Consider the following 21,413-nt stretch of genomic DNA (forward strand, 5'->3'; position numbering starts at 1 on the left):
ATATGGATGAAGTATAAAGTTCTATACTTTTCTATTGGAGGTACTATTTTTTTGTGAATACTCAAAATATTATGAGCGGAATCATGTCTGCATTGTTGGCATGCAGCGGTGGAGCCTTGCTGGTTATCCATGTTGCAGAAAGTGTAGGGTTAAATCGAAGTGAAACTGTTACATGGATGTTTGCTGTTTACTTTCTTGGTGGTTTACTTAACCTCGTATTGACGATCTGGTACAAGATTCCCTTTGGTGGAGCTCATTCTATCACGGCAGTCGCTTTTTTGACTTCAACAGCCGCTCAGTATTCACTTAGTGAATTAGCTGGCGGCTTTATTATGTCGGGATTGATAATAACTTTTCTTGGTTTTACTGGATTGTTCAATAAGGTCCTGAATGTTATACCAAAGCCTTTCATAGATGCACTGCTTGCAGGGATAATCTTAAATTATGTTGTAAAAATAGTTCCAGCAGCAAAGGACATGCCATTTGTGGGATTACTAGCTTTTTTTGGATTCTGTATTACGTTCAAAATCTCAAAAAGAATCCCACCCTTTATAGGTGCGCTTGTTTTTGCGATAGTAGGTTTATTAATTAGCTATGATTTTCCAATTATGCAATTTACAAAGTTTGTTTTACCTCATACAGTTTTACCTTCTTTTTCTATGGGAGCTTTAGTGTCCATTGCCATTCCTATTTCCATATTAATTCTGAGTAATGATATTGCTGTCGCTTTAGCTGCTTTGAAAAATAATGGGTATGATCCACCAGTGAATAAAACACTCATTTTTTCAGGTTTGTTTTCAGCTACTGCTGGACTATTTTCTGGCCATGCTGCCAATATAGGAGGAATGATGAGTGCGCTTTGTAGCGGAGAAGATGCGGGCACTAAAGATCATCGATTCTGGGCGGCAATCGTTTCAGGAACACTAGTTATGTTATTTGGTATTTTCGCTTGGAAAATCATTGATCCCATAGAGTTACTTCCTTCTTCGTTCGTCACATTAATTACAGGATTTTCTCTAGTAGGCGTATTGTTGAATAGCTTACAATCCACATTTTCTGCAACAAATTTCAGATTCTCAACGATGTTTACGTTTATTATTTCGGTTTCAAATATTTCAATATTGGGTATATCTTCTCCTGTTTGGGCATTAGTCATAGGCGTTGTTACTGCGAAGCTCTTTGGAGAAAGGACAGAAACTCTATAAAAGGTAAGGGAATGCAATGAAACAAATAAATATGGTGATCTGGCTTAGAAATTGATGAGATAAAAAATAAGCACGATTCACAATAAAAGGAATTGAAGATGAACTAGTATAAAATTCAACCTAGCATTGACAAAGTATGTCCAGAAAGCTATGATATCTCTTGTTGATTTATGCAATGAACAGGAGGTGTTTTGAATATGGCTGTTCCTCAAAGAAGAACGTCCAAAACACGTCGCGATAAGCGCCGTACTCACTTTAAACTGGTTCTGCCAGGAATGGTGAAGTGTGAACAATGTGCAGAATTAAAAATGGCACATCATGTTTGCAAAAACTGCGGTTCATATAAGGGTAGAAAGATCGTAAAAGATCAATAATAATATGAACTGCATCTTAAATGACACTTCTAAACAATTAGAGTGTCATTTTTGTACTTTAAAGAATATAAAAAGACTGGAAAGACTGCTTTCACCTAAGGAGGAAATGGTGATTGTAGTCTTTTTTTTGAGCTTAGTAGTAAGGTCATCCTTGCGGTTCGTCGTCTTCATAGAGGCTACAAATGTAGCTTCGCAAGAGACTTTCCAAAAATCTTTATCCACTGAAGCAATATCTAAAAAAATCTGTAACAACAGCAAAGGAGAGGAGACATACAATGTACTCATTTATTTCAAAAGACGGCACCAAAATCGTCTATGACAAAATTAGTCAAGTGCCGGCACTTATACTGGCAGGGGGGTGCGTTCAACACAGTATTCACGCTGCGGTCGCTCCGCTCCGCGCGCCGATTGCGCAACCCGCTCTATGAGTGCGCGAGCCACCCCATGCCCCCGGGCAGCCTCGTTGACAAATAGATCTTGCAGGTAGCAGGCATCTTTCATCCAGATAGTGCGATGGAATAGGTAGTGAGCTATACCAACCGTTTGTCTTGTCAAAAAAGAAAAGAACCATCCACGAAGGGATGGCTCTCAGAACTGGATATCGGATTATTGTTCGTAAATGACGACAGATTGAGTTTCGGACTCCCATTTAACAGCTGCTTTCAAAGCTTCGCTGACAAAACGAACCGGCACAACCGTGCTGCCCTTTTCAATCGATGCTGGAACCTCAAGGGTCACTTCTTTCCCGTTGACAGTAGCTGTCTTACTATCAATAAAGAGTTTCACAGTAATGCCATCGCGTGTAACAGTAACTGAACGCTCTTCTTCGTTCCATGTAACTGTTGCTTTCAAAGCCTCAGAGATAGCGCGGAATGGGACTAATGTATTGCCTTCGCGGATAAATGGAGCTACTTCGAAGGTAGGCTCTGCACCGTTAACGTATAATTTTATTCCCTTTTTCCCTAGCTTATCATACAATTTACCGAGTTTTTTGTAAGAATCAAGATTTGAAACGTTGGCGATAATAGCTTCTTTTTGAACATACACCGCGTCGGTTACGCTACCGTTTTTATCCAACAGATCGGCAGCCGCCGACAAAGCTGCGTCCTTATCTTTGATAGCCTCAAGCTGCGCTTTCATTTCAGCCGTAAGATGGGTCTCGTATTTTGTCAAAAGAAGATCTGCGATAACAACTCCTGCAGGCTTGTCCTTCACATTGTTGATCGCGTTAAGCAGTCCCTTGTATCCATTATGACCTTGGTTGCCATAGGTATCGGATGTGACAGTCTGTTCTGAACCAGATTTTACCTTAAGATCAAGGTTAACTTTCACAGTATCTGACTTGCCCTTATTAGAATCACCTTCTGATTTTGCATATACCGATCCTGCCATCAGACTCGTTGCCAGGACACATGAGGCAAGTACCATCCATCTTTTTTTCATCTCTGTATTCCTCCTCGAATTTATCACTAATTATATTCGGTTTCTCTATCGGATTTTGTGAGGGTAGACTCATAATTTAATGAATTGGAATGGCTTAAAGCATCGTATGACAAGAAGAAAAACCGTTCCTTCGAACTTGGAGTAAATACCAATAGAAAGAACAAAGAACTTCACAATCATTTTCTAAAACATAGTACTACAAAGGTTTATAAACCATTGAAAAGGTTTCATAAGCCCTTAAATGATGATCTGGAGGCATTCAAGCACATAAAACAGGATCGTGACGTGGACCGAGTTAGACAGCGGTATATGCAAATGACCAAACCAGAACTGGTTGACTTGACCAAGCAAGAGAAGAATTAATGATCAAATTCGAATATTATAGATTAAACACAGTAGTTGTACCGACCGTAGACACAACATCCACAACATCATTGTTGGTTTGAACTAACGCAGAACAAAAGTTCAATAAACAAGGAAGGCAGCCGATGTTTGGACGGCTGCCTTTTCCTGCTCAGGCAGGAGGTCGTGCAAAAGTAAATATAATAAACAGTAACTACCTAATAATCAACTTCAGTAAAGGGTAGGAATTGGGGGGCACGCAACGACATCAATAATTCTTGGATCAATGCCATAAAACATCCAAAACGCTCCATTCCACCTATAACCTGAAACTTCACCGTACTCTACACGAGTAGGATAAAACCAGAAATTTTCTCCATTCAGAAGCCAGACATATGTGTATTCATATAAACAGTCTACCACATAGGATACCTCAGGTTTTGGAGGGATGAATGCAGGTGGAGGAGATTGCGGTTGCCTCATGTACACCTGCGGTTGTGGGATAAAAAACATTGAGTTCCACTTCCTTTTAAAAAAGTTTAAATTTAATCGTATTTCATGCTATGTGGGTTAATAACAATTTGACTGTACAAGTGCCTAAGACGATGAAGAAGTCAGTCGATCAACAAACAACACATCTGATCTAAATAATCCACCCGCTGTCGGGCCTCTACATATTGTTTTGTTAGCCCCCAAGTGTCGGGTGACAAGAACATTATCTCATTCCCGACGAATCGCTGCGAAATGGATCATATAGGCAGTCTTCCTGAGATTTTGCAGGAGTGAGGTAATAATGTTAATAGGACGTAGACAAGGTTATAAAGTTACAGTTACAGCAGAATATCTTTTGGTGAAACGATGTTGTTACGCGACGGGTACGATAGTTGAGGGGCCTTGCTTCGCGGCAGCTCCTCTTTATTATTAAAGTAACGGGCTGTTATGAGTAACCTACACTTATGGTATTTGGTATGTTATGGATATACAATAAGACCAGAAAGAGTCTCCATAAATTAAGGGTATTGACAGTATGGCCGAATCATTATTGGAGGTTATGTCTTGAAAAACATTATCGATACGTCAGTCCAAATTGAACTTGATCGACACTAGCAAAAGCAGCTCAAGTCATTCGCAATTGGTTACAAAAATAAAAGGTAACGCCATTCCTCTTTAAAAAGATACCCCTAGATCCAGTGCAGCAATCTGCCGGTTCTAGGGGTATTTAGTATAGTAGAACAAGATGGCGCTCGTTGTGCCACATACAGTGCTCCGAAATGGAATTAAATATCCACTGAAGAAATTTTAGATACATTTTGTTTACAATCTAGAGTGCTTTTATTAACATCTTTGTTTTATAACTAATAGGTACAAATGAATTTATGATGAGAGTCTCGATGTGGCGAAACTGATTCAGAATCGGGTTACAACTTATTTGAATGAATAGCAATAGTGGGAGATAACGCCATAGGCGAAATCAAGATTGGCATGTATGCTCTAGAAGAAATTCCAACGGTAGGCTCCTAGTAACGAGATTAAGTAACTTCGCAGAACGGAACTCCCCATTGTCAACAGACGCTAGTAACTTAACATTAGAATATGCTAACATGAGTTTAGAATGAGGTGGGCTTGTGAAGAAGACTAAAATTCTGATTATTGAAGATGAGAAGGCCATTGCGGATTTGCTTGTTTATGGCTTGAATAAAGAAGGATTTCACACGATTGCTGCCAATAATGGGGCAGATGGACTGAGAGAGGTGGAGCAATTCAAGCCGGATTTACTCTTGCTCGATTGGATGCTGCCTGATCTAAGCGGTCTTGAAATTTGCAAAAAAGTAACAGCCTCCACTCATATACCGATTATCATGATCACCGCAAAATCGGATATAACGGACAAAATTGTTGGCTTGGAGTTCGGTGCAGATGATTATATTACCAAACCGTTTGATTTGCGGGAGGTCATTGCCAGAATTCGCACGATACTTAGAAGAATGGTACAGGTCAATAAACCGGATGAGGAATCAACAGAAAATAAACTGTATTTTAAAAATATTGAAATCATCAAAAATGAAAGAGTGGTCAAAAAAAATGATGAAATCATCGATCTGACCCCAAAAGAATTCGACCTCCTGATCACTTTATACAGCTACAGAGGTAAAATTTTTACCAGAACAGAATTACTGGATTTTGTATGGGGGTACGATTATTTCGGAGATACAAGAACAGTAGATATTCATATTCAACGCTTGCGCAAGAAGCTGGATGCCAATGATCTGATTATCACTGTATTCGGAGTGGGATATAAATTTGAAAAACAGGTGGATTAACGGAATTGATCCTAAACATTAAAGGATTTATTATTTGATTTACTTTAAGCAAATTGCCAATGAAATAGTGTCGATGAGAACTTTTGATAATCCAACAGATGAAAATAAAGCGTTTCGTAATTACGTAGATCAATATGTAAACAGACTGACAATATAAATCCAAAAGCTGTAACACGATAAAAAAACATCGCCCCTAAATTCACTGGTATCCATAGACTGGACGCTTTGAAAAAGTGTTCAGTCTGTGGATACCTTTTTTGTATACTAGAGTCAAAGGAATTTACGTAGAAAAGATATTCCTGAAACCAAATTTATAGGGGGGGAATCTGTTTTCTGTGCACAAAAGCTCCATGTTGGACATTATCATGATACTCAAATCACCCTTCAAGAAATATATGATTTTGTTAAGGAACAAGGGTATAAAGTAAAGGGGAAACACACTGTATTTTTAATACGAATAATCCAGTTGGCTTTTGTGAATGATACCCATGAAAAATTTGTAATGGAGTTGATGTCATGCCAACAACGAATGTAACACTTTATGAGAAGCTGGGCGGGGAGGAAGCGATCGCCCAAGTAGTTGATTATTTTTATTCTTTGGTTTTAGCGGATAAAACCGTGGAGACGTTTTTCCTTAATACCGATATGGAGAAACAACGAAAGCACCAGACCAAATTTATTAGTTTTGCTTTGGGGGGTCCCAATCAATATTCAGGTTCGTCCATGATGAGAGCGCATGAAGGGATGAATATTCAACCTGAGCACTTTGAAGCCATTGTGAAACATCTTCATGATGCTCTGGCTCATTTTCATGTAAGTGAAGCAGATATTAAAGAAGCATTGAGCCATGTTGCGCCTTTAAGAGATGATATTCTTTATAAATGAACAAACAAGGAATGGAGAGGGAATGTAACCTCCATTCCCTTATTTTTATGAGGTGAGCGAATCTTTTATATAATGTGATTTTTTCCAAATATAAATCCTTTCCTGCAAGCTACAATAAAAACATAAAGGAAAAAAGAAATGGTTCAGATGATGAAGTGGTTAGGAGAGAATAATTACTCGGCAATGTTACTTACAATTATTCGATTATATGTAGGATGAGAATGGATGGTTGCCGGATGGCCCAAAATTACAGGTGAAAAAGCATTTGACGCTACTGGATTCCTGAAAGGCGCTTTTGCTAAGCCATCTTTTTATACACCAAGTCAAGAGATGAATATAATTTAGAAGAAAGATTTACTCGTGTAGTCAATTATATGCGCCAAACGATTTGATAACCTGGAACAGGAAGCAGAAACGGATCCGCTTACAGGACTTGCTAATCGAAGAACACTGGAAACAGTATTTGCAAATATGAAGGAGACAAGTGATCGTTTTTCTATATTGATGATAGATATTGATCACTTCAAAGTAGTCAATGACACGTTTGGACATGGGTTAGGTGATTGAAGTATTATATTTCATTGTACAAATGATGAAGAGCGCTTCGCGTGAAGAAGATTTGTGTTGTAGATTTGGAGGGGAGGAATTCATACTGTTATTGGAAGAAACGGAGGTAAGACTTTCGAACACCATTGCAGAAAGACTTCGTGAAAAGATTGCTTCAATGCGAAGTCCTACTGGGAAATCTATAACCATTTCAATTGGAGTGGCAGATAATTCAGATCATCCTGGTCGAAACCGAACAGTTATTGCGCCTGCACCTGTAACCGATTAATTCGGCAGGTGCAGTTTTTACATTCTGCAAATGTCTTTAGGGCAATTCTCGCAATGGCAAATATCTCGGAGATACTGAAGATCTTCTACAATAATGTGACCATTTTCAATTTTTATTGCATTAGCTTTACGAAGTTCACTTAGCATACGGTTTACACTCTCCCTAGTAGCGCCAATCATATCAGCGAGTTCGGTGTTCGTGTGTACTTTTGAAATACATATATGATTTACTTGTTCAATGCCATAAGTGTTGGCCAGCCTAATGAGCAATGAACATAGCGCACCATGCTTGCCAAACATCATCAAGTCACGGAATTTAGTCTGCGTCATCCGATGAATAAGCCCCATCCATTTCATGAACTCAACAGCTAAATCTCCGTTCTGCCAAAGTAATACTTCCAGATCCTTCTGAAGAATAACCCCGACGACACTATCCTCGATAATTTCCGCGTTAAAAACATGAAAGGACTTACGAAAAGGATCCACTTGGCCAAACATATCGCCTTCCTGATACATGTATAAGATGAATTGTCTGCCTTCGTCCGAAGACTTTGTAATTTTTACACGGCCGCTTTTGATGAAATACAACTTGTCAGTGGTGTCGCCTTCCCAGAATAGATGCGAACCACTGGCAACTTTGGTTTCATACATAATTTGCTGGAGTTTAACTAAGTTATCGGCGGAGAAGCACTCTGTATTGCGGACATTACATACATTTGAAGAATTTATTGTACTCATTCGTGCGATCACTCCATTCTCAAGACTTCATCAGTTTATATAGTATATCCATCTTTCAAACAGTTCGATGTGATTTATGTCACCAAAGCACTTACGGGGAGTGTGACATTATTCACTTACAGACCAAGTTATTTTGTCTAATGTGGAACTATATAAAAATTTGAAAAGGAGAAGTGATGGTCATGCTTTCAGGAGTTATTTTGGCAGGTGGAGCAAATCGTCGAATGAAGGGAGAACTGAAGGCATTACTTCCATTTGGCGGAAAGCCTTTAATAGCTCGACAAATTGACCGTATGAGGGAATTATGCGATGAGTTGATTGTTGTCACTAATGATCCCAAACCCTATTTAAATATAGTTGATCGTTCAGTTCGCATTATAACCGACTTTTTTGAAGGCCATGGCCCTCTTGGAGGGATGCACGCAGCATTGTCTCTGGCGAAGCATTCATCTGTGTGGGTAGTCGGATGCGATATGCCTTTTATATCCAGTAAAGCCGCTAAGTTATTGCTGAACAGAAAGTTGGATGGCTTTGAAGCAGTTGTACCTTTGGTGGCTGGTGAGATTCATCTATTGCACGGCATCTATGATCGGGCTTGCGCCCCCCACATCGTACCACTTTTAAAACAAGGGGAGACTCACATTTCGGCTTTGCTTAAGCATGCTTTCTGGAGTGAACTAGGTGATCAGTTCTTATATGAGAATGGTGTGGATTTGAATTTTGTTTCCAGTATCAAAACGTTGGAGGATTACGAGGCTATGCTTCTTACGGAGAATTTGCATAAGTAACGTAATGTTCAGGATTGGAACCGTTTAATGTGAGGGAAATCACTCGAACAAAGCATTCGCAGGCATCTGAACTCAACATGAGAGACCAAGAGCCTTTATTGAATGGAACGTTTGCCGCTGTATTGCTGTTGGGACTCTTTTGGGCTGTAAGTTGGGTTGCGGTAAATATGCATATTCATAAACTTGAGAAACTCTGGTTGATGATTGGAGTCGCCATGCTGTTTGTGTTTCTGGGCGTACTTGGGGTCTCCGCATTTGCGATGGGGGTAAAGCCACCTAGCGAGCACCATCACCAAATCGATCCGTCCAAGGTAAAGGATACTGCACCTTTTGACAAGCCCGGACTTCATCAAAAATTTGACCTCAAGGATGGCATCGGTGAGATCGTGCATATCGATGAGCAGAGAATTAAGGATATTGAGAAGCATTCCATCTTTCCTAACTTTTTGAATCTAAAAACAAAGTAGTGCCGGAATGAATCCGACACTATTTTTTTTGTTCTTTTAAAGAATAACTCACAGTAAGTACTCCTCCTGAAGGCCGATTTTATGCAAATAGTCCAAGGTAGTTACAATGTCTACTTCGATTTCATTTTGCGGGTTTGTAGCTTCTTCAACCTGAGCAGGTAAACCACAGACCTGTTCAGCGAATACTTGACCATACTCGCAGCAGAAGTCATCACGTAAAGTTTCAAGATCCTTGTTTTGCAGGGTTGTCATAGAAATCACTCCTTCTCTTCTTATGATTTCAGTATATACTCTTAATGTGTATAAGTATGTGATATATTTCACGTACTTTTCTGCTAAATGTGAGCATTTAATGGCACGATCAGAAAAACAAAAAGAGGTAAACATGGCACTGCACCATTGTCTACCTCTGAATCATTCTATTGGATGATTTGATCCGCAATATCCAAATATAACTTTCCTACCGTGCTGTCTGCCTTGTAGATGGATGGCGAATAATCTGGCTCCGATGGATGATTGTCTGGCGCGCCCAATGGGATTTGGGCAAGCAGCTTTGTCTGTAATTGGTCAGCAAGGGCTGTCCCACCGCCGCGGCCAAAAACATAATCTTTGGTTCCACATGTATGGCAAGCTAAGTAGGACATATTCTCGATGATGCCCATAATTTCGTGGTTTGTTTGCTTGGCCATTGAGCCTGCTCTTGCTGCCACATAGGAGGCGGTTGGATGAGGTGTGGTGACAATAATTTCTTTGCACTCAGGCAGCATTTGATGCACGTCCAGTGCGATATCGCCAGTGCCCGGCGGCAAGTCCAACAGCAGATAATCAATTTCCCCCCAAGCTACATCGGTAAAAAACTGCCCTAGCATTTTACCGAGCATAGGCCCTCGCCAAATAACCGGTGAATTGTCTTCTACGAAGAATCCCATTGAAATGACCTTGACGCCCTGATGTTCTACGGGAAGTATTGTGTTGTTCATAATCTTTGGCTTCGTTTCGATTCCCATCATATCTGGGATACTGAATCCATAGATGTCAGCATCGATGATGCCTACTTTTTTACCCCGTCTAGCAAGAGCTACAGCAAGGTTTACCGTTACAGTGGATTTACCGACCCCGCCTTTGCCGCTGGCAATCGCAATAAAGGTAACGTCGGTTCGTTTAAGAAGTGGAGTAGCTTCATTATTTAAGCTAGCCGCTGAATAGTCTTGGCTGCTGCTTTTTTCCATTCTCGTTTCGATTTCCGTTCTCTCATATGAAGTCATTGTACGGAAGCGAAGATGAACATTTTGTACGCTTTGATGGAAATGCTGTTCAATACATGTAGTTATTTCTTTTTGTATATTCTCTTTAGCTTCGGTACGAAGATCTTTGAGGGTGACAACTGTTAAGGAAATGTTGTTATCGCTAAGCATAATATCACGAATAAGATTTAACTCGACCATGCTTTTATTCCATTCTGGCTCCTTAATGCCCTTTAGTGCTTGTAGTACATCTTCTTTCGTCCTCATATAGGCACCTCCTGCTTACTCATTATATCGATCAACCTTTTCAATAGATGTGATGTCTGTCACAGTATCTTGTGTCATTCAAGGTTGGAAGCTATGACAGGACGCCGTCCATATAGGGTAACACGTAGCTGGGAGGATGCGCGATTACTAAGAAGTGGTTAATTGTATGACCTTCTCGGCAAGTTCATGGAATTTAAGACCGGTATCAGAAGAAGAAGAGTAGACGCCTGGCGCAGGCGACCCTTTGCCGGGTTTCTCCAGTGGCTTCCACGGTTTTCGCTCGTTTTGTACCATATAGACCGTCGTTGTTTTTTCCGGGACCCACATCCACTTGTAAAAAATCTCCGGTTTTTAATTCATATTCGAGTTGAATTTTCATACCAGCCGTATGAGAACTTCCTCCTGATCCCTGGTAAAGGTCGGCATAGGGATCGGGAAGTTGAAAAAACAGTCGAATCCAGAATACGGATGCGATGAAAATGGGAGCTAATTTCACAAGGCAACGAGAAAGAAGCCGCGATTTTTTCTCGAAGAAGAGTTGAAAAAAGGGATTGAAGAAAGGCTACTGCAGAAGGATTGAACCGTTGGTTTAATCCTTCTGAGCTCATCGAAAGGCGGTTGGATGCATCAAGTTGGCTGCATAATCGTGCAAGTGGAGTTACAGATACATGATCGTTTAAAAAGACACATAAGAAGACCATATCTTATGCGGTATATTTGCTTTTTCGTTGGATAAAACCAGTTTGTCTAGCAAGGACTTCAAGCTTGGAAGGAGGAAAGTGACGCTGTAATTCTTGTGCTAGTAAATGCATATCTTCGCTGATAGAAAGAGGAATAGATTTCATGGGAAACCATCCTTTCTATGGAATAATGCCTATGTAAATAATATAACTTGTTTTTCCTGTTTGGGGTATAGTTTCATGCTAGCTTGACGGGCATGTGGCGGGACCCAAATAAAAATCCCCCTGTGGAAGTAGGAGGATAGGAGCTTCGACGGAATTTTCCAATGCGATAACTAGTTGCCAGTTACCTGCTGAGTAGTTATTGCGCAATCATGATGTTTTCTATAGAGCATCAATGCTGCGACAATAATTCCGGCCAAGAATACGGCTGTAGCAACCAGACTTCCTTCAAGGCCAAAAGCGCCTCCCGTCAGCCAATCAGGCCCGGCGAGAGAGATAGGGAACAGACGCCCTCCCTCTGGTGTACCACCCCCGACTTCAGCACCGAAGATGTTAGCTAATGCCCAGTTCCATACCGTATGCCAAGCGCATACTCCCCAGAGTGAGCCATCGGCGATGCGATAGAGCGCAAGAAACAATCCGAATAGAAATAGATTGCACAGGACAAGAGGAGAGAAGCCATTGTTCAGAGAATGAGCACATGCAAAGCACAGCGAAGAAAGCAGTACCCCGATCCATGACTTAGTGCGCACGCTTAAGTTCTGAAGCAGAAAGCCACGATATAAGGTCTCCTCGGCAGAAGCCTGAACCGCCCATCCCAAATAAACGAGCAAGATCCCTCCTAATGCAGGTAAACCTTCCATAGGACCGTTTACTGGAACAAAATGTACAACGTCTAAGATGGCAGCAAATCCGACCATTGAGCCAATCATAAGCAGTCCGCTGCCTAAACCGTATAGGTAACCAGTGAAGCTTCCCTGACGCCAAAAACCGACTGTCCAGAAGGCACGACGCTCAAACCCTACCAGCCAACCCCACAGTAAAAGGTAGACGGGTATGAACGAGAGCCATAAGCTCAGTACTTTCGCAAAAGCGGAGAAAATAACAGGCTGATGCGACAGCAGTTGTTCAAGCGACAAAAGAACAGGCTTTAGAGGCAGCAGCTCAGCGAGCACGATACTGGTTAAGAGGATAAAGAATGAGAGCAGCACACCTAATGCCGGATGTGTCACTCGCTTGCCTTGTTTAGCTAATATAAACATGGATGCTTGAGCCTTCAAAAAAGTTTTCATAAAATGTTTCTTGCTCCCCCTTCTCGTACGCTCGAATCGCGGTTTTCTCCTTTTCTGGTATTTACCGGTTCCGTCTCGGCATCCACAAGAACATCATAGCTGCACAAACTAAACTCGTTATTAACAGATGTAAACCATCTCTAAAACTATTCTAAAGTTTTTATAATTGGGATCCCGCCATATGCCCATCAAGTTAGTAAATATCTTCACCCCCAAAATGAAAAAAATTATCTATTTCTTATGTCGAGGACGTTTTTTCCTGTTTGGGGGTATTTTAAAATCTTAGCTTGATGGGCATGGGGTTTAGCCAACCAAATTGCGTAAAACCCACGGTATGACATTATTTTTCAATCAAACCATTGGAATTCCTACGCTAAGGAATTCCAATGGTTTAGTTAAAATAGCTATCAGCAAAAATCTTCCATATCATTTACTTCTTTAATGATAAAGCGAAAATGTTTAAAGGGGCAAAGTAAGCTAGAAATCCCTTGATACCTAAAGGGATTTCTCTTATTTTCTGAATTCCCCCAGACCCTCTTATAACCGTTATTGTTCACTACTCCCACACCCCAATTTCAGTTGCAAATGCACAGATGCCGATACTGTATGCCCGAAGAGGCATTTGGCCCCGATTTTCGCTTTCTTCCGCATGAAAAGCTGCTTAGTCTTCCAGAATTGGAAAGATTAACGCGGATTTTTGTATCGCTTGGTGTAGAAAAAATTTGCATTACTGGTGGAGAACCGCTGTTAAAGAAAAATATTGGCGAGATCATTTCCCTGATCCGCGATATTGAAGGCGTCAGGGATATTGCTGTTACGACCAATGGATCATTGCTGAAACAAAAGGCGAGGGAATAAAGGGAGTCTGGGTTAGAGCGTATCACAGTAAGCCTGGATAGTCTTAATCATAAGCGATTTTGCGTTGTGAACGGGAGAGGATTTCCTGTAAGAAGCGTGCTTGAAGGCATCGATGCCGCGGCTTTGGAAGGATTATCCGTGAAGGTGAATATGGTTGTCCAAAAGGGCGTGAACGATCAGGATATTATCCCCATGGCCAAATACTTCAGGGAGCTAACAATGACGAATTAAGATCATTCATTGCTGAAGTTTGGGGAAAGCGCCAGGATCGATATTCGGAAACGAGACTCATGCAAACGACACCCGTACCGAAGGTTGAAATGTCTCACATTGGGGGTTAGTGTGATGTGTGGCACAGCGTGAACCCGAATAAGGAGCTATACTAAAGACACAAAGAGAACGACAACTACTATATGAATAAGCCTGAGAACATCGAAGAAGCAATTCTACAAATGAATTTGCTGGATCATAATTTCCATTTATTTTATAACAGAGATTCCAACAAAACGGAACTGGTTTACCGGCGAGATGACGGCACTTATGGTTTAATTATAACAGTATGAATGAGAGCTTAGTAAAATATGGCGACCATCTTTCGGCATTTAATTAGAGAGATGGTCGCCATATTTTATTGCAAGAAAGCACTCTATTTTACTTCGATAGAAGGGAATGATATAACCACTCTACATTCAAGGGTGTCAGTTGTTAGGGCATGTGATAGATTTCACTGATTGCTAAGCGTTGTGACATATATTACATCATGTGTGAAATCAAACCATGTAATATGAAGAAGTTAAGGGTAAAATGATCGTTGGAGGTTAAAGACATTGAACATTTCACAAATGCAAATTGCACATATGAATCCAAGGGTACCGATTATACAGGGGGGGATGGGTGTTAGAGTCTCTATGAGCGGATTAGCTGCTGCTGTTGCAAATGCAGGAGGAGTTGGTATTATTTCCGGTACGGGTATCCCTATTGAAGAACTGAGGACCCATATTCGTAAAGCAAGGGAACTTACAAATGGTTTGGGCTATATTGGGGTCAACGTATTGTTTGCAATGAACAATTTTGCTGAAACCATTAAAGCGGCTATGGAAGAAAAGGTGGATTTTATTATTTCCGGAGCTGGATTTTCTCGAGATATGTATGGCTGGGGAAAGGAGTACGGAGTACCTGTTATTTCTATTGTATCGTCAGCTAAGCTTGCAAAGTTAGCTGAAAAATTAGGCGCGTCGGCAGTGGTTGTGGAGGGTTTTGAAGCCGGTGGTCATCTCGGGACGGACAGGCCTTTATTTGATATACTTCCTGAAGTAGTGGAGGCTGTAAATATTCCTGTTATCGCTGCCGGAGGTATCCTATATGGGGGGGATATAGCCAAAGCGATTCAAATGGGAGCAGTTGGTGTACAGATGGGATCTCGGTTTGTAGCAAGCGTAGAATGCGATGCTCATCCGTCCTTCAAGCAATATTATCTGGATTGTAAAGAAGGTGATACTGTACTTGTAAAAACCACGGTTGGTTTGCAAGGTCGGGCGATTAAAAACAACTTTACTGAGGCAATCAGTGGGGAAAACAAATTAAAAATCGATAAGTGTTACGATTGTCTTAAACATTGCTCTTATCGATTTTGCACCTTGGATTCTTTAATCAAGTCGGTCGATGGGGATGTTGAGAATGGGTTAATATTTGCAGGTGCAAGAGTTGATGAAATAAATGAAATTTTACCCGTGCAAGTGATTATCGATAAGATAATGGAAGAATATAAACGATGCTGAAGAAGTGATGTAATACAGATGGAAATGGGGGATTGAAGTGCTACACATCGAGTAATGTTGCATATCGACTTAATAGTCATGATGGAAAGGTGTAGCCCCGTCGTTATTACCGGGTTACACCTTCGTCGTAGCTTATAAATATGCTGATGTTGTAATTCAACAAAACAATGTTTAAATTTTCGACCGCTACCACATTCGCAAAGATCATTTCTTCCCCGCAGTTTTCCTTTTAAATATACTTTCACGCCATATTGAAACAACTCTCTTCGTAAGGAAACTCCCAATTGCTTCATTTTTTCATGAGCATGGGAATAAATCTGCTTAAAGCTTTCACAAAAGTACTCAGATATATTTGAAACCCATGAATGCTGGGAGGATGAGGAGGTTTTACCCATCCTTGCCGGGTATGCAAGTCAGGGAGCGGTGCCAACGTTTTTGGTCTCAACTTGGGTTCTAGAAGAGGATCTTAAGCAAACGGAACGTTTCGTTCGCTCATTTCTTGAATATGCGGATCACTTTGAAACTTTCAATAGTCCAAAGCTGAAGACAACAATCTCGTTGCTAAGTATGGTTTTTTCCGTATTAGCTGAGCATCTGCTTGCGGAAGAAGAGATGATCTTCCCAGTAGCGGATCAAAACTATTACGTAGCCTTCATAAATAGACAATTGAGAATCATTTTCAGAAATGTGATGACAATCACAAACTCTTTTACAACGCTCAGGTATAGTTGATATCGAGTAGAAACACAAATGATGTGGAGGGTTTTACCATGGGAATGAACATTCAATTAATGGATCGCGTAGGAGATATTGTAACGAACTATCCCAAAACAGCTGAGGTGTTCAAGGAATTCCGCATTGATTTTTGCTGTGGGGGCAATAAATCACTTCTTCAAGTGATTCGCGACCAACACATCGAGGTAGAGATTTTGTTAAAAAGTCTCAGAGAGGCGGCGGTATCCCCGAAATCCGAGGAATTGAATTGGAATGAATTAAGCTCGAGTGAATTAATTGATCACATCGTTAGCATCCATCATGGTTATTTGAAATCTGCACTGCCGCAATTAAGCGAATATGTGAAAAAGGTGGCTCGCGTGCATGGACCGAATCAACCTGAGCTCTTCCAAGTGCACCAATGGTTCGAAACCTTGCGAAGCGATATGGAGCATCATATGGAAAAGGAAGAGCTGGAAGCCTTCCCTGCTGTGATTGCCTATGGAAATGATCCGACGGAAGCAAAGCGGGAACGTCTGCTAGAAATTCTGAACACGCTGGAGCACGAGCATGAAGGCTCAGGCGATCTATTAAAACAAATCCGGGAGATCACGGGCGACTACGAGCTGCCAAAGGATGCCTGCACAACGTTTCAGCTCACGTTTTTGAAGCTGGAGGAACTGGAATCGGATATGTTTCAGCACATCCATTTAGAGAACAATATACTTTTTAATCGCGCATAGCGAACTTTCATCGTCTTAATAAAGGGGGAAGTTATATATGTTTAAGCTTCCACTGTTGTTCATAGTGACTGGGATTTTTAGTTTTCTAGGATTCCATGTGCTATCTCTGTTTTCTCTTGGATCATGGATGGGAGAGCCTCCACGGAATCCAGAGGGATGGTTCCGCATTCACTTGATGGTACTGGACTGGGGTACGATGATTGCGATGGGGGCTGTATATCAGCTGATGGATGTAGTTTTACAACGCAAGCTGTACAGTCGCAAATTGGGATACCTTCATTATATATGCTTCCTTTGCGGCTCATCCATCCTATTGATTGGATTCCTTCGTTTGGAGGTCAGCTTGATTGCCGCGGGCGCTATACTAACTTGGGTGGGCATTTGCCTGTTTGCCTGGAATATCGGCCAAACGATGCGCCTAGCCGCAAAGTGGAATGCCATCACGATAAGCACGGCTTGTGCCGTGGGGTATCTGGTACTGACAGGATTCCTGGGAATCATGATGGGCATTGACTTCGTTCATCCGATCTGGGGAGGCATTCATGATCGCTTGCTCTCGGCTCATATTTGGATGGGAACGATCGGATGGTTCGGCCTGCTTATTTCGGGCTTCAGCTATAAAATGCTGCCTATGTTTTACTTGTCCCACGGGGAATCAGCCAAGCGTCCGTCTACCATTGTTGTACTTTGGAATTCGGCGACACTCCTTGGGGCACTTCATTTCTTGCTTGGAGGCTGGGTTTACTTAGGCGGAATCGTTATCGTCCTGATGCTGGCTGCACTCATTATATACGAGATCCACATGAGAGATATACGTAAGCATCGTCATAAAGGCACCCCGGGCTCCGGGATTCGCTGGACGATCTACAGCACGCGGGGGCTCATTGTTTACGTGGTAATCTTTCTTAGTATTTGGTTGGTGAACCCGGATATATTCGAAAATGAGAGAATCCTTATCGTGACAGGATGGATGTATCTATACGGTTGGGTGGCCATGACCATACTTGGCTATTTGTCCAAAATAGTCCCTTTCTTATGGTGGACGCATAAGTACGGACCGCTGGCAGGGAAAAAGAAGGTTCCCGTCATGAATGATCTGATTAATGACCAATATGTGAACTATGGAATGGCAGGCATGTGCGGCGGTCTCCTTGTCCTCCTGCTGGGCATAGGTATAAATGGCATGCTATTGATTTGGATCGGCGGATGCCTGCTCTCGGTATGTTCACTGCTGTATATGAGTTTAATCGTCCGTGTATTCGCACGTTAAGTATGAATCGCATTGTGGTGGCAATGGCTTTCCCTGAGATCTAACAAGATCTGAAGGAAAGCCATTTTTTTGTCAAATCGATGACAACTGAAAAGGTGTGCTCAGATCACATTTACGGAGGCTGTTAAAACGTATATTAGGAACAAGATGACTTGTCGATTATCGTTGTAGCATTGAAAATATGATTAGTATCATTTGCACTTGCTGTTACAGTGATTATTTAATTCGCAGGCTGCGCATTTTCCTTGTTTGCTTTTTTTATAATATTTAACTAATGCCCAACCGGAATAACCAAATATTAAAAGACCAGCAGCGATGTTGAACAGCATGATACAAGCTCCTTTCCGTATTAAGCGAACCCAAGTAATGTGCCAATTTTAAAAATAATAAATGTAAGAAAGTATGCAACACAGAGAGAATACGTAACAGCGAACCATGTCCATCGACTTGAAGAAGTTTCTTTCTTGATGACACCTACAGTGGCTAAGCAGGGTACATATAGCAATATAAATGCCATAAAACAGTACGCTTGCAGCGGTGTGAAAAAATTCGATAAAATGCCTTGCAGTTGTTCCTCAGAGGGTGCTTTATAAATAATATTCATTGTAGAGACAACAACTTCTTTAGCAAAAAATCCGCTAATCAAAGATGCGCCAGCCTGCCAGTTCCCGAATCCTAACGGAGTGAGGAGAGGAGCTATTAAATTGCCGATTACGTGCAAAAAGCTTTTTTCCATTGGTAAGTTCCATCCGCTAGGTCCACTGTAACTCAATAGCCATATAGTAACTGAACCTCCAAATATAAATGACCCCGCCTTCTTCACGAAGCCCTTGCCTTTCTCCCAAGTTCCGCGGAATAACGTTGTCCATTGTGGGAGCCGGTAAGGAGGCAATTCGATAACAAAAATAGATTTCTCTTCTTTGAAGATCGTTAGTGAAAATACTTTTGCAAGCAATAATGCGACTAGTATGCCAATTACATATAAAGAAAGGACAATAATGGCTTGATTCTTGGGGAAAAATGTCCCCACAAATAGGCTGTACACCGTAAGTCTTGCAGAACAGGACATAAGTGGTGTAAGTAGAATTGTTAAGAGTCGCTCCTTTGGTTGTTCAATGCTTCTCGCTGCCATAATCCCCGGTACATTACATCCGAAGCCAATAATCATAGGAATAAAGGCTTTGCCGTTCAGGCCGACCAATTCCATTAATTTATCCATTACTGTGGCTACACGGGCCATATAACCGGAATCTTCGATAAAAGAAATAATTCCAAACAGAACAAAAATCTGTGGAATAAATACGAGGACTCCACCAACCCCTGCAACAATTCCATTTATAATTACTGAATGTATAGCTTCGGAAGCCCCAACCTGATCAAGGAAGATGTTCAGCATATCATTGACTTTGCCATGTAAGAATCCATCCAAAAGATCTGAAAGTGGGCCGCCCACCCATTCGAATGTGAGCTTAAACGTTACATACATCGCTGCAAGGAATAGGGGAATACCTAAATACTTATTCGTTACAATTTGATCGATACGTTCTGAGAATGGAATAGCAATCTCATTCTTTTGTTGGACGCATTTGTTCATTAAAGAATCGATTGCTTCGCTTCTTACATGCTGAATATATTGCCGTGGAGATACCCCCGATAACTTTCTGATAGCATTTTCTGTTGTCAGCTGTAATTCCGCGAGCCATTCTTTTGGGAGCTGAGACTCTAATAAGGCCCTTACGATGGAATTCTCTTCGAAAAATTGTAATGCCAACCAACGTTTGTATTTGGTTTCTTCTGGGAGCCTCTCTGACAGTTCAATGATGGCTTCGTCAATGATGCTTCCATATTGAAGTTGAAAAGAACGAGATTGATTGGGCTGGTAGGTTGCAATATGTTGGGAAAGCTCATGACAACCCGCACCTGATCTTGCCAAAACTGGAGCTATGGGTACCTGGAGCATTTCTGATAATGCTTTAACATCAATTTGCAATCCTCGTCTTTTAGCAACATCAATCATATTCAAGGCAATGATAAGGGGCTTTCCTACCTCTAGTAATTGTAAAGTTAAATGCAGGTTTCTTTTTAATTGCGACGCATCAATTACATTAAGCAAGAAAGAATATTCTTCCTGAAGTAAGTATTGTGTGGTGATGCCTTCATCTTTAGAGAGAGGACTCAAAGAATAAATACCTGGTAGATCAACTAACTGGCCTTGTTTATTCTTTAATAGGCCGACCTTTTTTTCAACGGTAACACCAGACCAATTACCAACATACTCGTATGAACTTGTTAGTGTATTAAATAGAGAAGATTTACCCGTATTAGGATTTCCAATGAGTGCAACAGTTAACATACTTCCTCCACCTGTATACGTGATGCTTCGATACGACGAATTGCAATCCATAGTCCACTTACTTCTATTGTGCACGGACCTTCGAAAGGAAGCTTTTTCTTCAAGCAAATGATGGTTCCCTCTATAATTCCAAGATCACATAAACGTCTGCGAACCAAATGATTGACACTAGCTAAATTGCTGATCCGCATTTTTCGATCAATGATCATATCAGTTAGTTGCATAGTCATCATCCTTTTAAATGAAAATGGTTATCAATGAGAAAATTATAAAGCAAACGCGCCATTTTCGATGTGACATGAATCACAAATGCTTATTTCTAAATGAGGTCACTTCGCAAGTGTGATTTAAATAACATTCTTTATTCTGAACCTGGGGTAAACTGTAGGAGAGAAATAGGTTTTCTATCATGTGTAGAGAGGAGACTGCTTCATGGAGATGTATGATTATATTGGTGGAGAGACTGCAATACGAAATATTGTGGCTGCGTTTTACCCAAAAGTTCTGGCACATCCTAATCTTGCACCCATATTTCCTGAGGATATGGAACCTTTGATGGATAAGCAGTATCAGTTCTTAACGCAATTTTTTGGAGGTCCTTCCTTGTATACAGATAAACATGGAAATCCAATGATGAAAGCCCGTCATGCTCCATTTCCGATTACGAGAGCTCGAGCAGATGCCTGGTTGGCATGCATGGAAAAAACGCTTGAAGAAGTAGTCCCAACAGAAGAAGTGCGTTTCATTATTTTAGATCGTTTGAAAGGACCTGCTTACTTCTTTGTAAATAAAGAAGAGTAGTAAGAAAGTGTAA

Annotated in this window: 23 protein-coding genes and 3 pseudogenes; 14 read left to right on the forward strand and 12 right to left on the reverse strand. The window is 41.1% G+C overall.

Annotated features, from left to right (window positions below):
- Positions 1 to 53: 53 nt before the first annotated feature.
- On the forward strand, positions 54 to 1,205 hold the full coding sequence (locus tag GK047_RS07545) for a benzoate/H(+) symporter BenE family transporter (RefSeq protein WP_346010292.1): 1,152 nt from the start codon (positions 54 to 56) through the stop codon (positions 1,203 to 1,205).
- A 197-nt stretch (positions 1,206 to 1,402) separates the two neighbouring features.
- Entirely contained in the window at positions 1,403 to 1,579 is a 177-nt protein-coding gene (gene rpmF / locus GK047_RS07550) for a 50S ribosomal protein L32 (protein ID WP_163943318.1), read from the forward strand.
- Positions 1,580 to 1,921: 342 nt separating this feature from the next.
- On the opposite strand, the gene GK047_RS07555 is transcribed toward rpmF, so the two are convergent.
- Together GK047_RS07555 and GK047_RS07560 are read right to left on the reverse strand one after the other, a co-directional pair.
- Positions 1,922 to 2,134, reverse strand: a complete 213-nt coding sequence (locus GK047_RS07555; RefSeq protein WP_275901636.1) for a GNAT family N-acetyltransferase — start codon at positions 2,132 to 2,134, stop codon at positions 1,922 to 1,924.
- 51 nt (positions 2,135 to 2,185) lie between these two features.
- On the reverse strand, positions 2,186 to 3,022 hold the full coding sequence (locus GK047_RS07560) for a copper amine oxidase N-terminal domain-containing protein (protein ID WP_163943322.1): 837 nt from the start codon (positions 3,020 to 3,022) through the stop codon (positions 2,186 to 2,188).
- Between the two features lie 1,967 nt (positions 3,023 to 4,989).
- On the opposite strand from GK047_RS07560, the gene GK047_RS07565 reads away from it, so the two are divergent.
- The 4 genes from GK047_RS07565 to GK047_RS07580 all read left to right on the forward strand — a co-directional run bounded on the left by GK047_RS07565 (position 4,990) and on the right by GK047_RS07580 (position 7,405).
- Complete coding sequence (locus GK047_RS07565; RefSeq protein ID WP_163943327.1) at positions 4,990 to 5,685, forward strand: response regulator; 696 nt, start codon at positions 4,990 to 4,992, stop codon at positions 5,683 to 5,685.
- A gap of 516 nt (positions 5,686 to 6,201) precedes the next feature.
- Positions 6,202 to 6,570, forward strand: coding sequence for a group I truncated hemoglobin (locus tag GK047_RS07570; RefSeq protein ID WP_163943330.1), 369 nt, complete (start codon positions 6,202 to 6,204; stop codon positions 6,568 to 6,570).
- 450 nt (positions 6,571 to 7,020) lie between these two features.
- Positions 7,021 to 7,137 carry a GGDEF domain-containing protein gene (locus GK047_RS30540; RefSeq protein ID WP_481855944.1) on the forward strand — a complete coding sequence of 39 codons (117 nt, stop codon included), beginning with the start codon at positions 7,021 to 7,023 and terminating at the stop codon, positions 7,135 to 7,137.
- Positions 7,130 to 7,405 (forward strand): diguanylate cyclase, encoded by a 276-nt coding sequence (locus tag GK047_RS07580; RefSeq protein ID WP_205516343.1) that lies wholly within the window; start codon positions 7,130 to 7,132, stop codon positions 7,403 to 7,405. Before GK047_RS30540 ends, GK047_RS07580 begins: the two co-directional genes overlap by 8 nt.
- Positions 7,406 to 7,422: 17 nt before the next feature.
- On the opposite strand, the gene GK047_RS07585 is transcribed toward GK047_RS07580, so the two are convergent.
- Positions 7,423 to 8,142 (reverse strand): Crp/Fnr family transcriptional regulator, encoded by a 720-nt coding sequence (locus GK047_RS07585; protein ID WP_163943337.1) that lies wholly within the window; start codon positions 8,140 to 8,142, stop codon positions 7,423 to 7,425.
- Positions 8,143 to 8,324: 182 nt separating this feature from the next.
- On the opposite strand from GK047_RS07585, the gene mobA reads away from it, so the two are divergent.
- Together mobA and GK047_RS30545 are read left to right on the forward strand one after the other, a co-directional pair.
- Positions 8,325 to 8,930, forward strand: coding sequence for a molybdenum cofactor guanylyltransferase (mobA, locus tag GK047_RS07590; protein ID WP_163943340.1), 606 nt, complete (start codon positions 8,325 to 8,327; stop codon positions 8,928 to 8,930).
- Between the two features lie 77 nt (positions 8,931 to 9,007).
- Positions 9,008 to 9,397, forward strand: a complete 390-nt coding sequence (locus tag GK047_RS30545) for a hypothetical protein (protein ID WP_205516345.1) — start codon at positions 9,008 to 9,010, stop codon at positions 9,395 to 9,397.
- Between the two features lie 48 nt (positions 9,398 to 9,445).
- Here the strand turns inward: GK047_RS30545 and GK047_RS07600 are convergent, their stop codons facing one another.
- The 5 genes from GK047_RS07600 to GK047_RS07620 all read right to left on the reverse strand — a co-directional run bounded on the left by GK047_RS07600 (position 9,446) and on the right by GK047_RS07620 (position 12,883).
- A complete protein-coding gene (locus GK047_RS07600) occupies positions 9,446 to 9,649 on the reverse strand; it encodes a hypothetical protein (RefSeq protein ID WP_163943343.1) in 204 nt (67 codons plus the stop codon).
- A gap of 167 nt (positions 9,650 to 9,816) precedes the next feature.
- A complete protein-coding gene (locus tag GK047_RS07605; RefSeq protein WP_163943346.1) occupies positions 9,817 to 10,908 on the reverse strand; it encodes an Mrp/NBP35 family ATP-binding protein in 1,092 nt (363 codons plus the stop codon).
- A gap of 205 nt (positions 10,909 to 11,113) precedes the next feature.
- On the reverse strand, positions 11,114 to 11,404 hold the full coding sequence (locus tag GK047_RS07610; RefSeq protein ID WP_163943349.1) for a transposase: 291 nt from the start codon (positions 11,402 to 11,404) through the stop codon (positions 11,114 to 11,116).
- A gap of 208 nt (positions 11,405 to 11,612) precedes the next feature.
- The gene (locus tag GK047_RS07615; RefSeq protein WP_163943352.1) at positions 11,613 to 11,753 is read right to left on the reverse strand and encodes a hypothetical protein; all 141 of its coding nucleotides are present in this window, start codon (positions 11,751 to 11,753) and stop codon (positions 11,613 to 11,615) included.
- Between the two features lie 170 nt (positions 11,754 to 11,923).
- Positions 11,924 to 12,883 (reverse strand): CPBP family intramembrane glutamic endopeptidase, encoded by a 960-nt coding sequence (locus tag GK047_RS07620; protein WP_163943355.1) that lies wholly within the window; start codon positions 12,881 to 12,883, stop codon positions 11,924 to 11,926.
- A 591-nt stretch (positions 12,884 to 13,474) separates the two neighbouring features.
- Here GK047_RS07620 and GK047_RS07625 point away from each other — a divergent pair.
- The 3 genes and pseudogenes from GK047_RS07625 to GK047_RS07635 form a co-directional block, all read left to right on the forward strand.
- Positions 13,475 to 13,954, forward strand: a pseudogene (locus GK047_RS07625) (radical SAM protein); the annotation flags it as partial.
- A gap of 194 nt (positions 13,955 to 14,148) precedes the next feature.
- Positions 14,149 to 14,304, forward strand: a pseudogene (locus tag GK047_RS07630) (sigma 54 modulation/S30EA ribosomal C-terminal domain-containing protein); the annotation flags it as partial.
- A gap of 279 nt (positions 14,305 to 14,583) precedes the next feature.
- A complete protein-coding gene (locus tag GK047_RS07635; RefSeq protein ID WP_163943807.1) occupies positions 14,584 to 15,519 on the forward strand; it encodes an NAD(P)H-dependent flavin oxidoreductase in 936 nt (311 codons plus the stop codon).
- Between the two features lie 164 nt (positions 15,520 to 15,683).
- Here GK047_RS07635 and GK047_RS30550 read toward each other — a convergent pair.
- A pseudogene (locus GK047_RS30550) lies at positions 15,684 to 15,914 on the reverse strand (SEC-C metal-binding domain-containing protein); the annotation flags it as partial.
- A gap of 375 nt (positions 15,915 to 16,289) precedes the next feature.
- Here GK047_RS30550 and ric point away from each other — a divergent pair.
- Both ric and GK047_RS07650 read left to right on the forward strand, forming a co-directional pair.
- Positions 16,290 to 16,976, forward strand: a complete 687-nt coding sequence (gene ric / locus GK047_RS07645; RefSeq protein WP_163943361.1) for an iron-sulfur cluster repair di-iron protein — start codon at positions 16,290 to 16,292, stop codon at positions 16,974 to 16,976.
- A gap of 37 nt (positions 16,977 to 17,013) precedes the next feature.
- The gene (locus GK047_RS07650; RefSeq protein ID WP_163943364.1) at positions 17,014 to 18,246 is read left to right on the forward strand and encodes a hypothetical protein; all 1,233 of its coding nucleotides are present in this window, start codon (positions 17,014 to 17,016) and stop codon (positions 18,244 to 18,246) included.
- A 191-nt stretch (positions 18,247 to 18,437) separates the two neighbouring features.
- Here GK047_RS07650 and GK047_RS07655 read toward each other — a convergent pair whose 3' ends face one another.
- From GK047_RS07655 to GK047_RS07665, 3 genes are read right to left on the reverse strand one after another with little or no spacing between them, the layout of a single operon-like run.
- A complete protein-coding gene (locus tag GK047_RS07655) occupies positions 18,438 to 18,575 on the reverse strand; it encodes a FeoB-associated Cys-rich membrane protein (protein WP_163943367.1) in 138 nt (45 codons plus the stop codon).
- Between the two features lie 20 nt (positions 18,576 to 18,595).
- Entirely contained in the window at positions 18,596 to 20,599 is a 2,004-nt protein-coding gene (feoB, locus tag GK047_RS07660; RefSeq protein WP_163943370.1) for a ferrous iron transport protein B, read from the reverse strand.
- The gene (locus GK047_RS07665; RefSeq protein ID WP_163943373.1) at positions 20,593 to 20,823 is read right to left on the reverse strand and encodes a FeoA family protein; all 231 of its coding nucleotides are present in this window, start codon (positions 20,821 to 20,823) and stop codon (positions 20,593 to 20,595) included. Before GK047_RS07665 ends, feoB begins: the two co-directional genes overlap by 7 nt.
- 208 nt (positions 20,824 to 21,031) lie before the next feature.
- Here GK047_RS07665 and GK047_RS07670 point away from each other — a divergent pair, with 208 nt between their 5' ends.
- A complete protein-coding gene (locus tag GK047_RS07670) occupies positions 21,032 to 21,400 on the forward strand; it encodes a globin domain-containing protein (RefSeq protein WP_163943376.1) in 369 nt (122 codons plus the stop codon).
- Positions 21,401 to 21,413 lie beyond the last annotated feature (13 nt).

It is taken from the genome of Paenibacillus sp. SYP-B3998 (assembly GCF_010820665.1).
Lineage (GTDB): Bacteria > Bacillota > Bacilli > Paenibacillales > NBRC-103111 > Paenibacillus_E.

Excerpts from the sequence above, each read along its gene's own strand:
- rpmF (WP_163943318.1), top strand. The coding sequence starts at position 1,403 with ATGGCTGTTCCTCAAAGAAGAACGTCCAAAACACGTCGCGATAAGCGC.
- GK047_RS07560 (WP_163943322.1), bottom strand. The coding sequence starts at position 3,022 with ATGAAAAAAAGATGGATGGTACTTGCCTCATGTGTCCTGGCAACGAGT.
- GK047_RS07570 (WP_163943330.1), top strand. The coding sequence starts at position 6,202 with ATGCCAACAACGAATGTAACACTTTATGAGAAGCTGGGCGGGGAGGAA.
- GK047_RS07585 (WP_163943337.1), bottom strand. The coding sequence starts at position 8,142 with ATGAGTACAATAAATTCTTCAAATGTATGTAATGTCCGCAATACAGAG.
- mobA (WP_163943340.1), top strand. The coding sequence starts at position 8,325 with ATGCTTTCAGGAGTTATTTTGGCAGGTGGAGCAAATCGTCGAATGAAG.
- GK047_RS30545 (WP_205516345.1), top strand. The coding sequence starts at position 9,008 with ATGAGAGACCAAGAGCCTTTATTGAATGGAACGTTTGCCGCTGTATTG.
- GK047_RS07600 (WP_163943343.1), bottom strand. The coding sequence starts at position 9,649 with ATGACAACCCTGCAAAACAAGGATCTTGAAACTTTACGTGATGACTTC.
- GK047_RS07605 (WP_163943346.1), bottom strand. The coding sequence starts at position 10,908 with ATGAGGACGAAAGAAGATGTACTACAAGCACTAAAGGGCATTAAGGAG.
- GK047_RS07615 (WP_163943352.1), bottom strand. The coding sequence starts at position 11,753 with ATGAAATCTATTCCTCTTTCTATCAGCGAAGATATGCATTTACTAGCA.
- GK047_RS07620 (WP_163943355.1), bottom strand. The coding sequence starts at position 12,883 with ATGAAAACTTTTTTGAAGGCTCAAGCATCCATGTTTATATTAGCTAAA.
- GK047_RS07635 (WP_163943807.1), top strand. The coding sequence starts at position 14,584 with ATGCAAATTGCACATATGAATCCAAGGGTACCGATTATACAGGGGGGG.
- ric (WP_163943361.1), top strand. The coding sequence starts at position 16,290 with ATGGGAATGAACATTCAATTAATGGATCGCGTAGGAGATATTGTAACG.
- GK047_RS07650 (WP_163943364.1), top strand. The coding sequence starts at position 17,014 with ATGTTTAAGCTTCCACTGTTGTTCATAGTGACTGGGATTTTTAGTTTT.
- GK047_RS07655 (WP_163943367.1), bottom strand. The coding sequence starts at position 18,575 with ATGCTGTTCAACATCGCTGCTGGTCTTTTAATATTTGGTTATTCCGGT.
- feoB (WP_163943370.1), bottom strand. The coding sequence starts at position 20,599 with ATGTTAACTGTTGCACTCATTGGAAATCCTAATACGGGTAAATCTTCT.
- GK047_RS07665 (WP_163943373.1), bottom strand. The coding sequence starts at position 20,823 with ATGCAACTAACTGATATGATCATTGATCGAAAAATGCGGATCAGCAAT.
- GK047_RS07670 (WP_163943376.1), top strand. The coding sequence starts at position 21,032 with ATGGAGATGTATGATTATATTGGTGGAGAGACTGCAATACGAAATATT.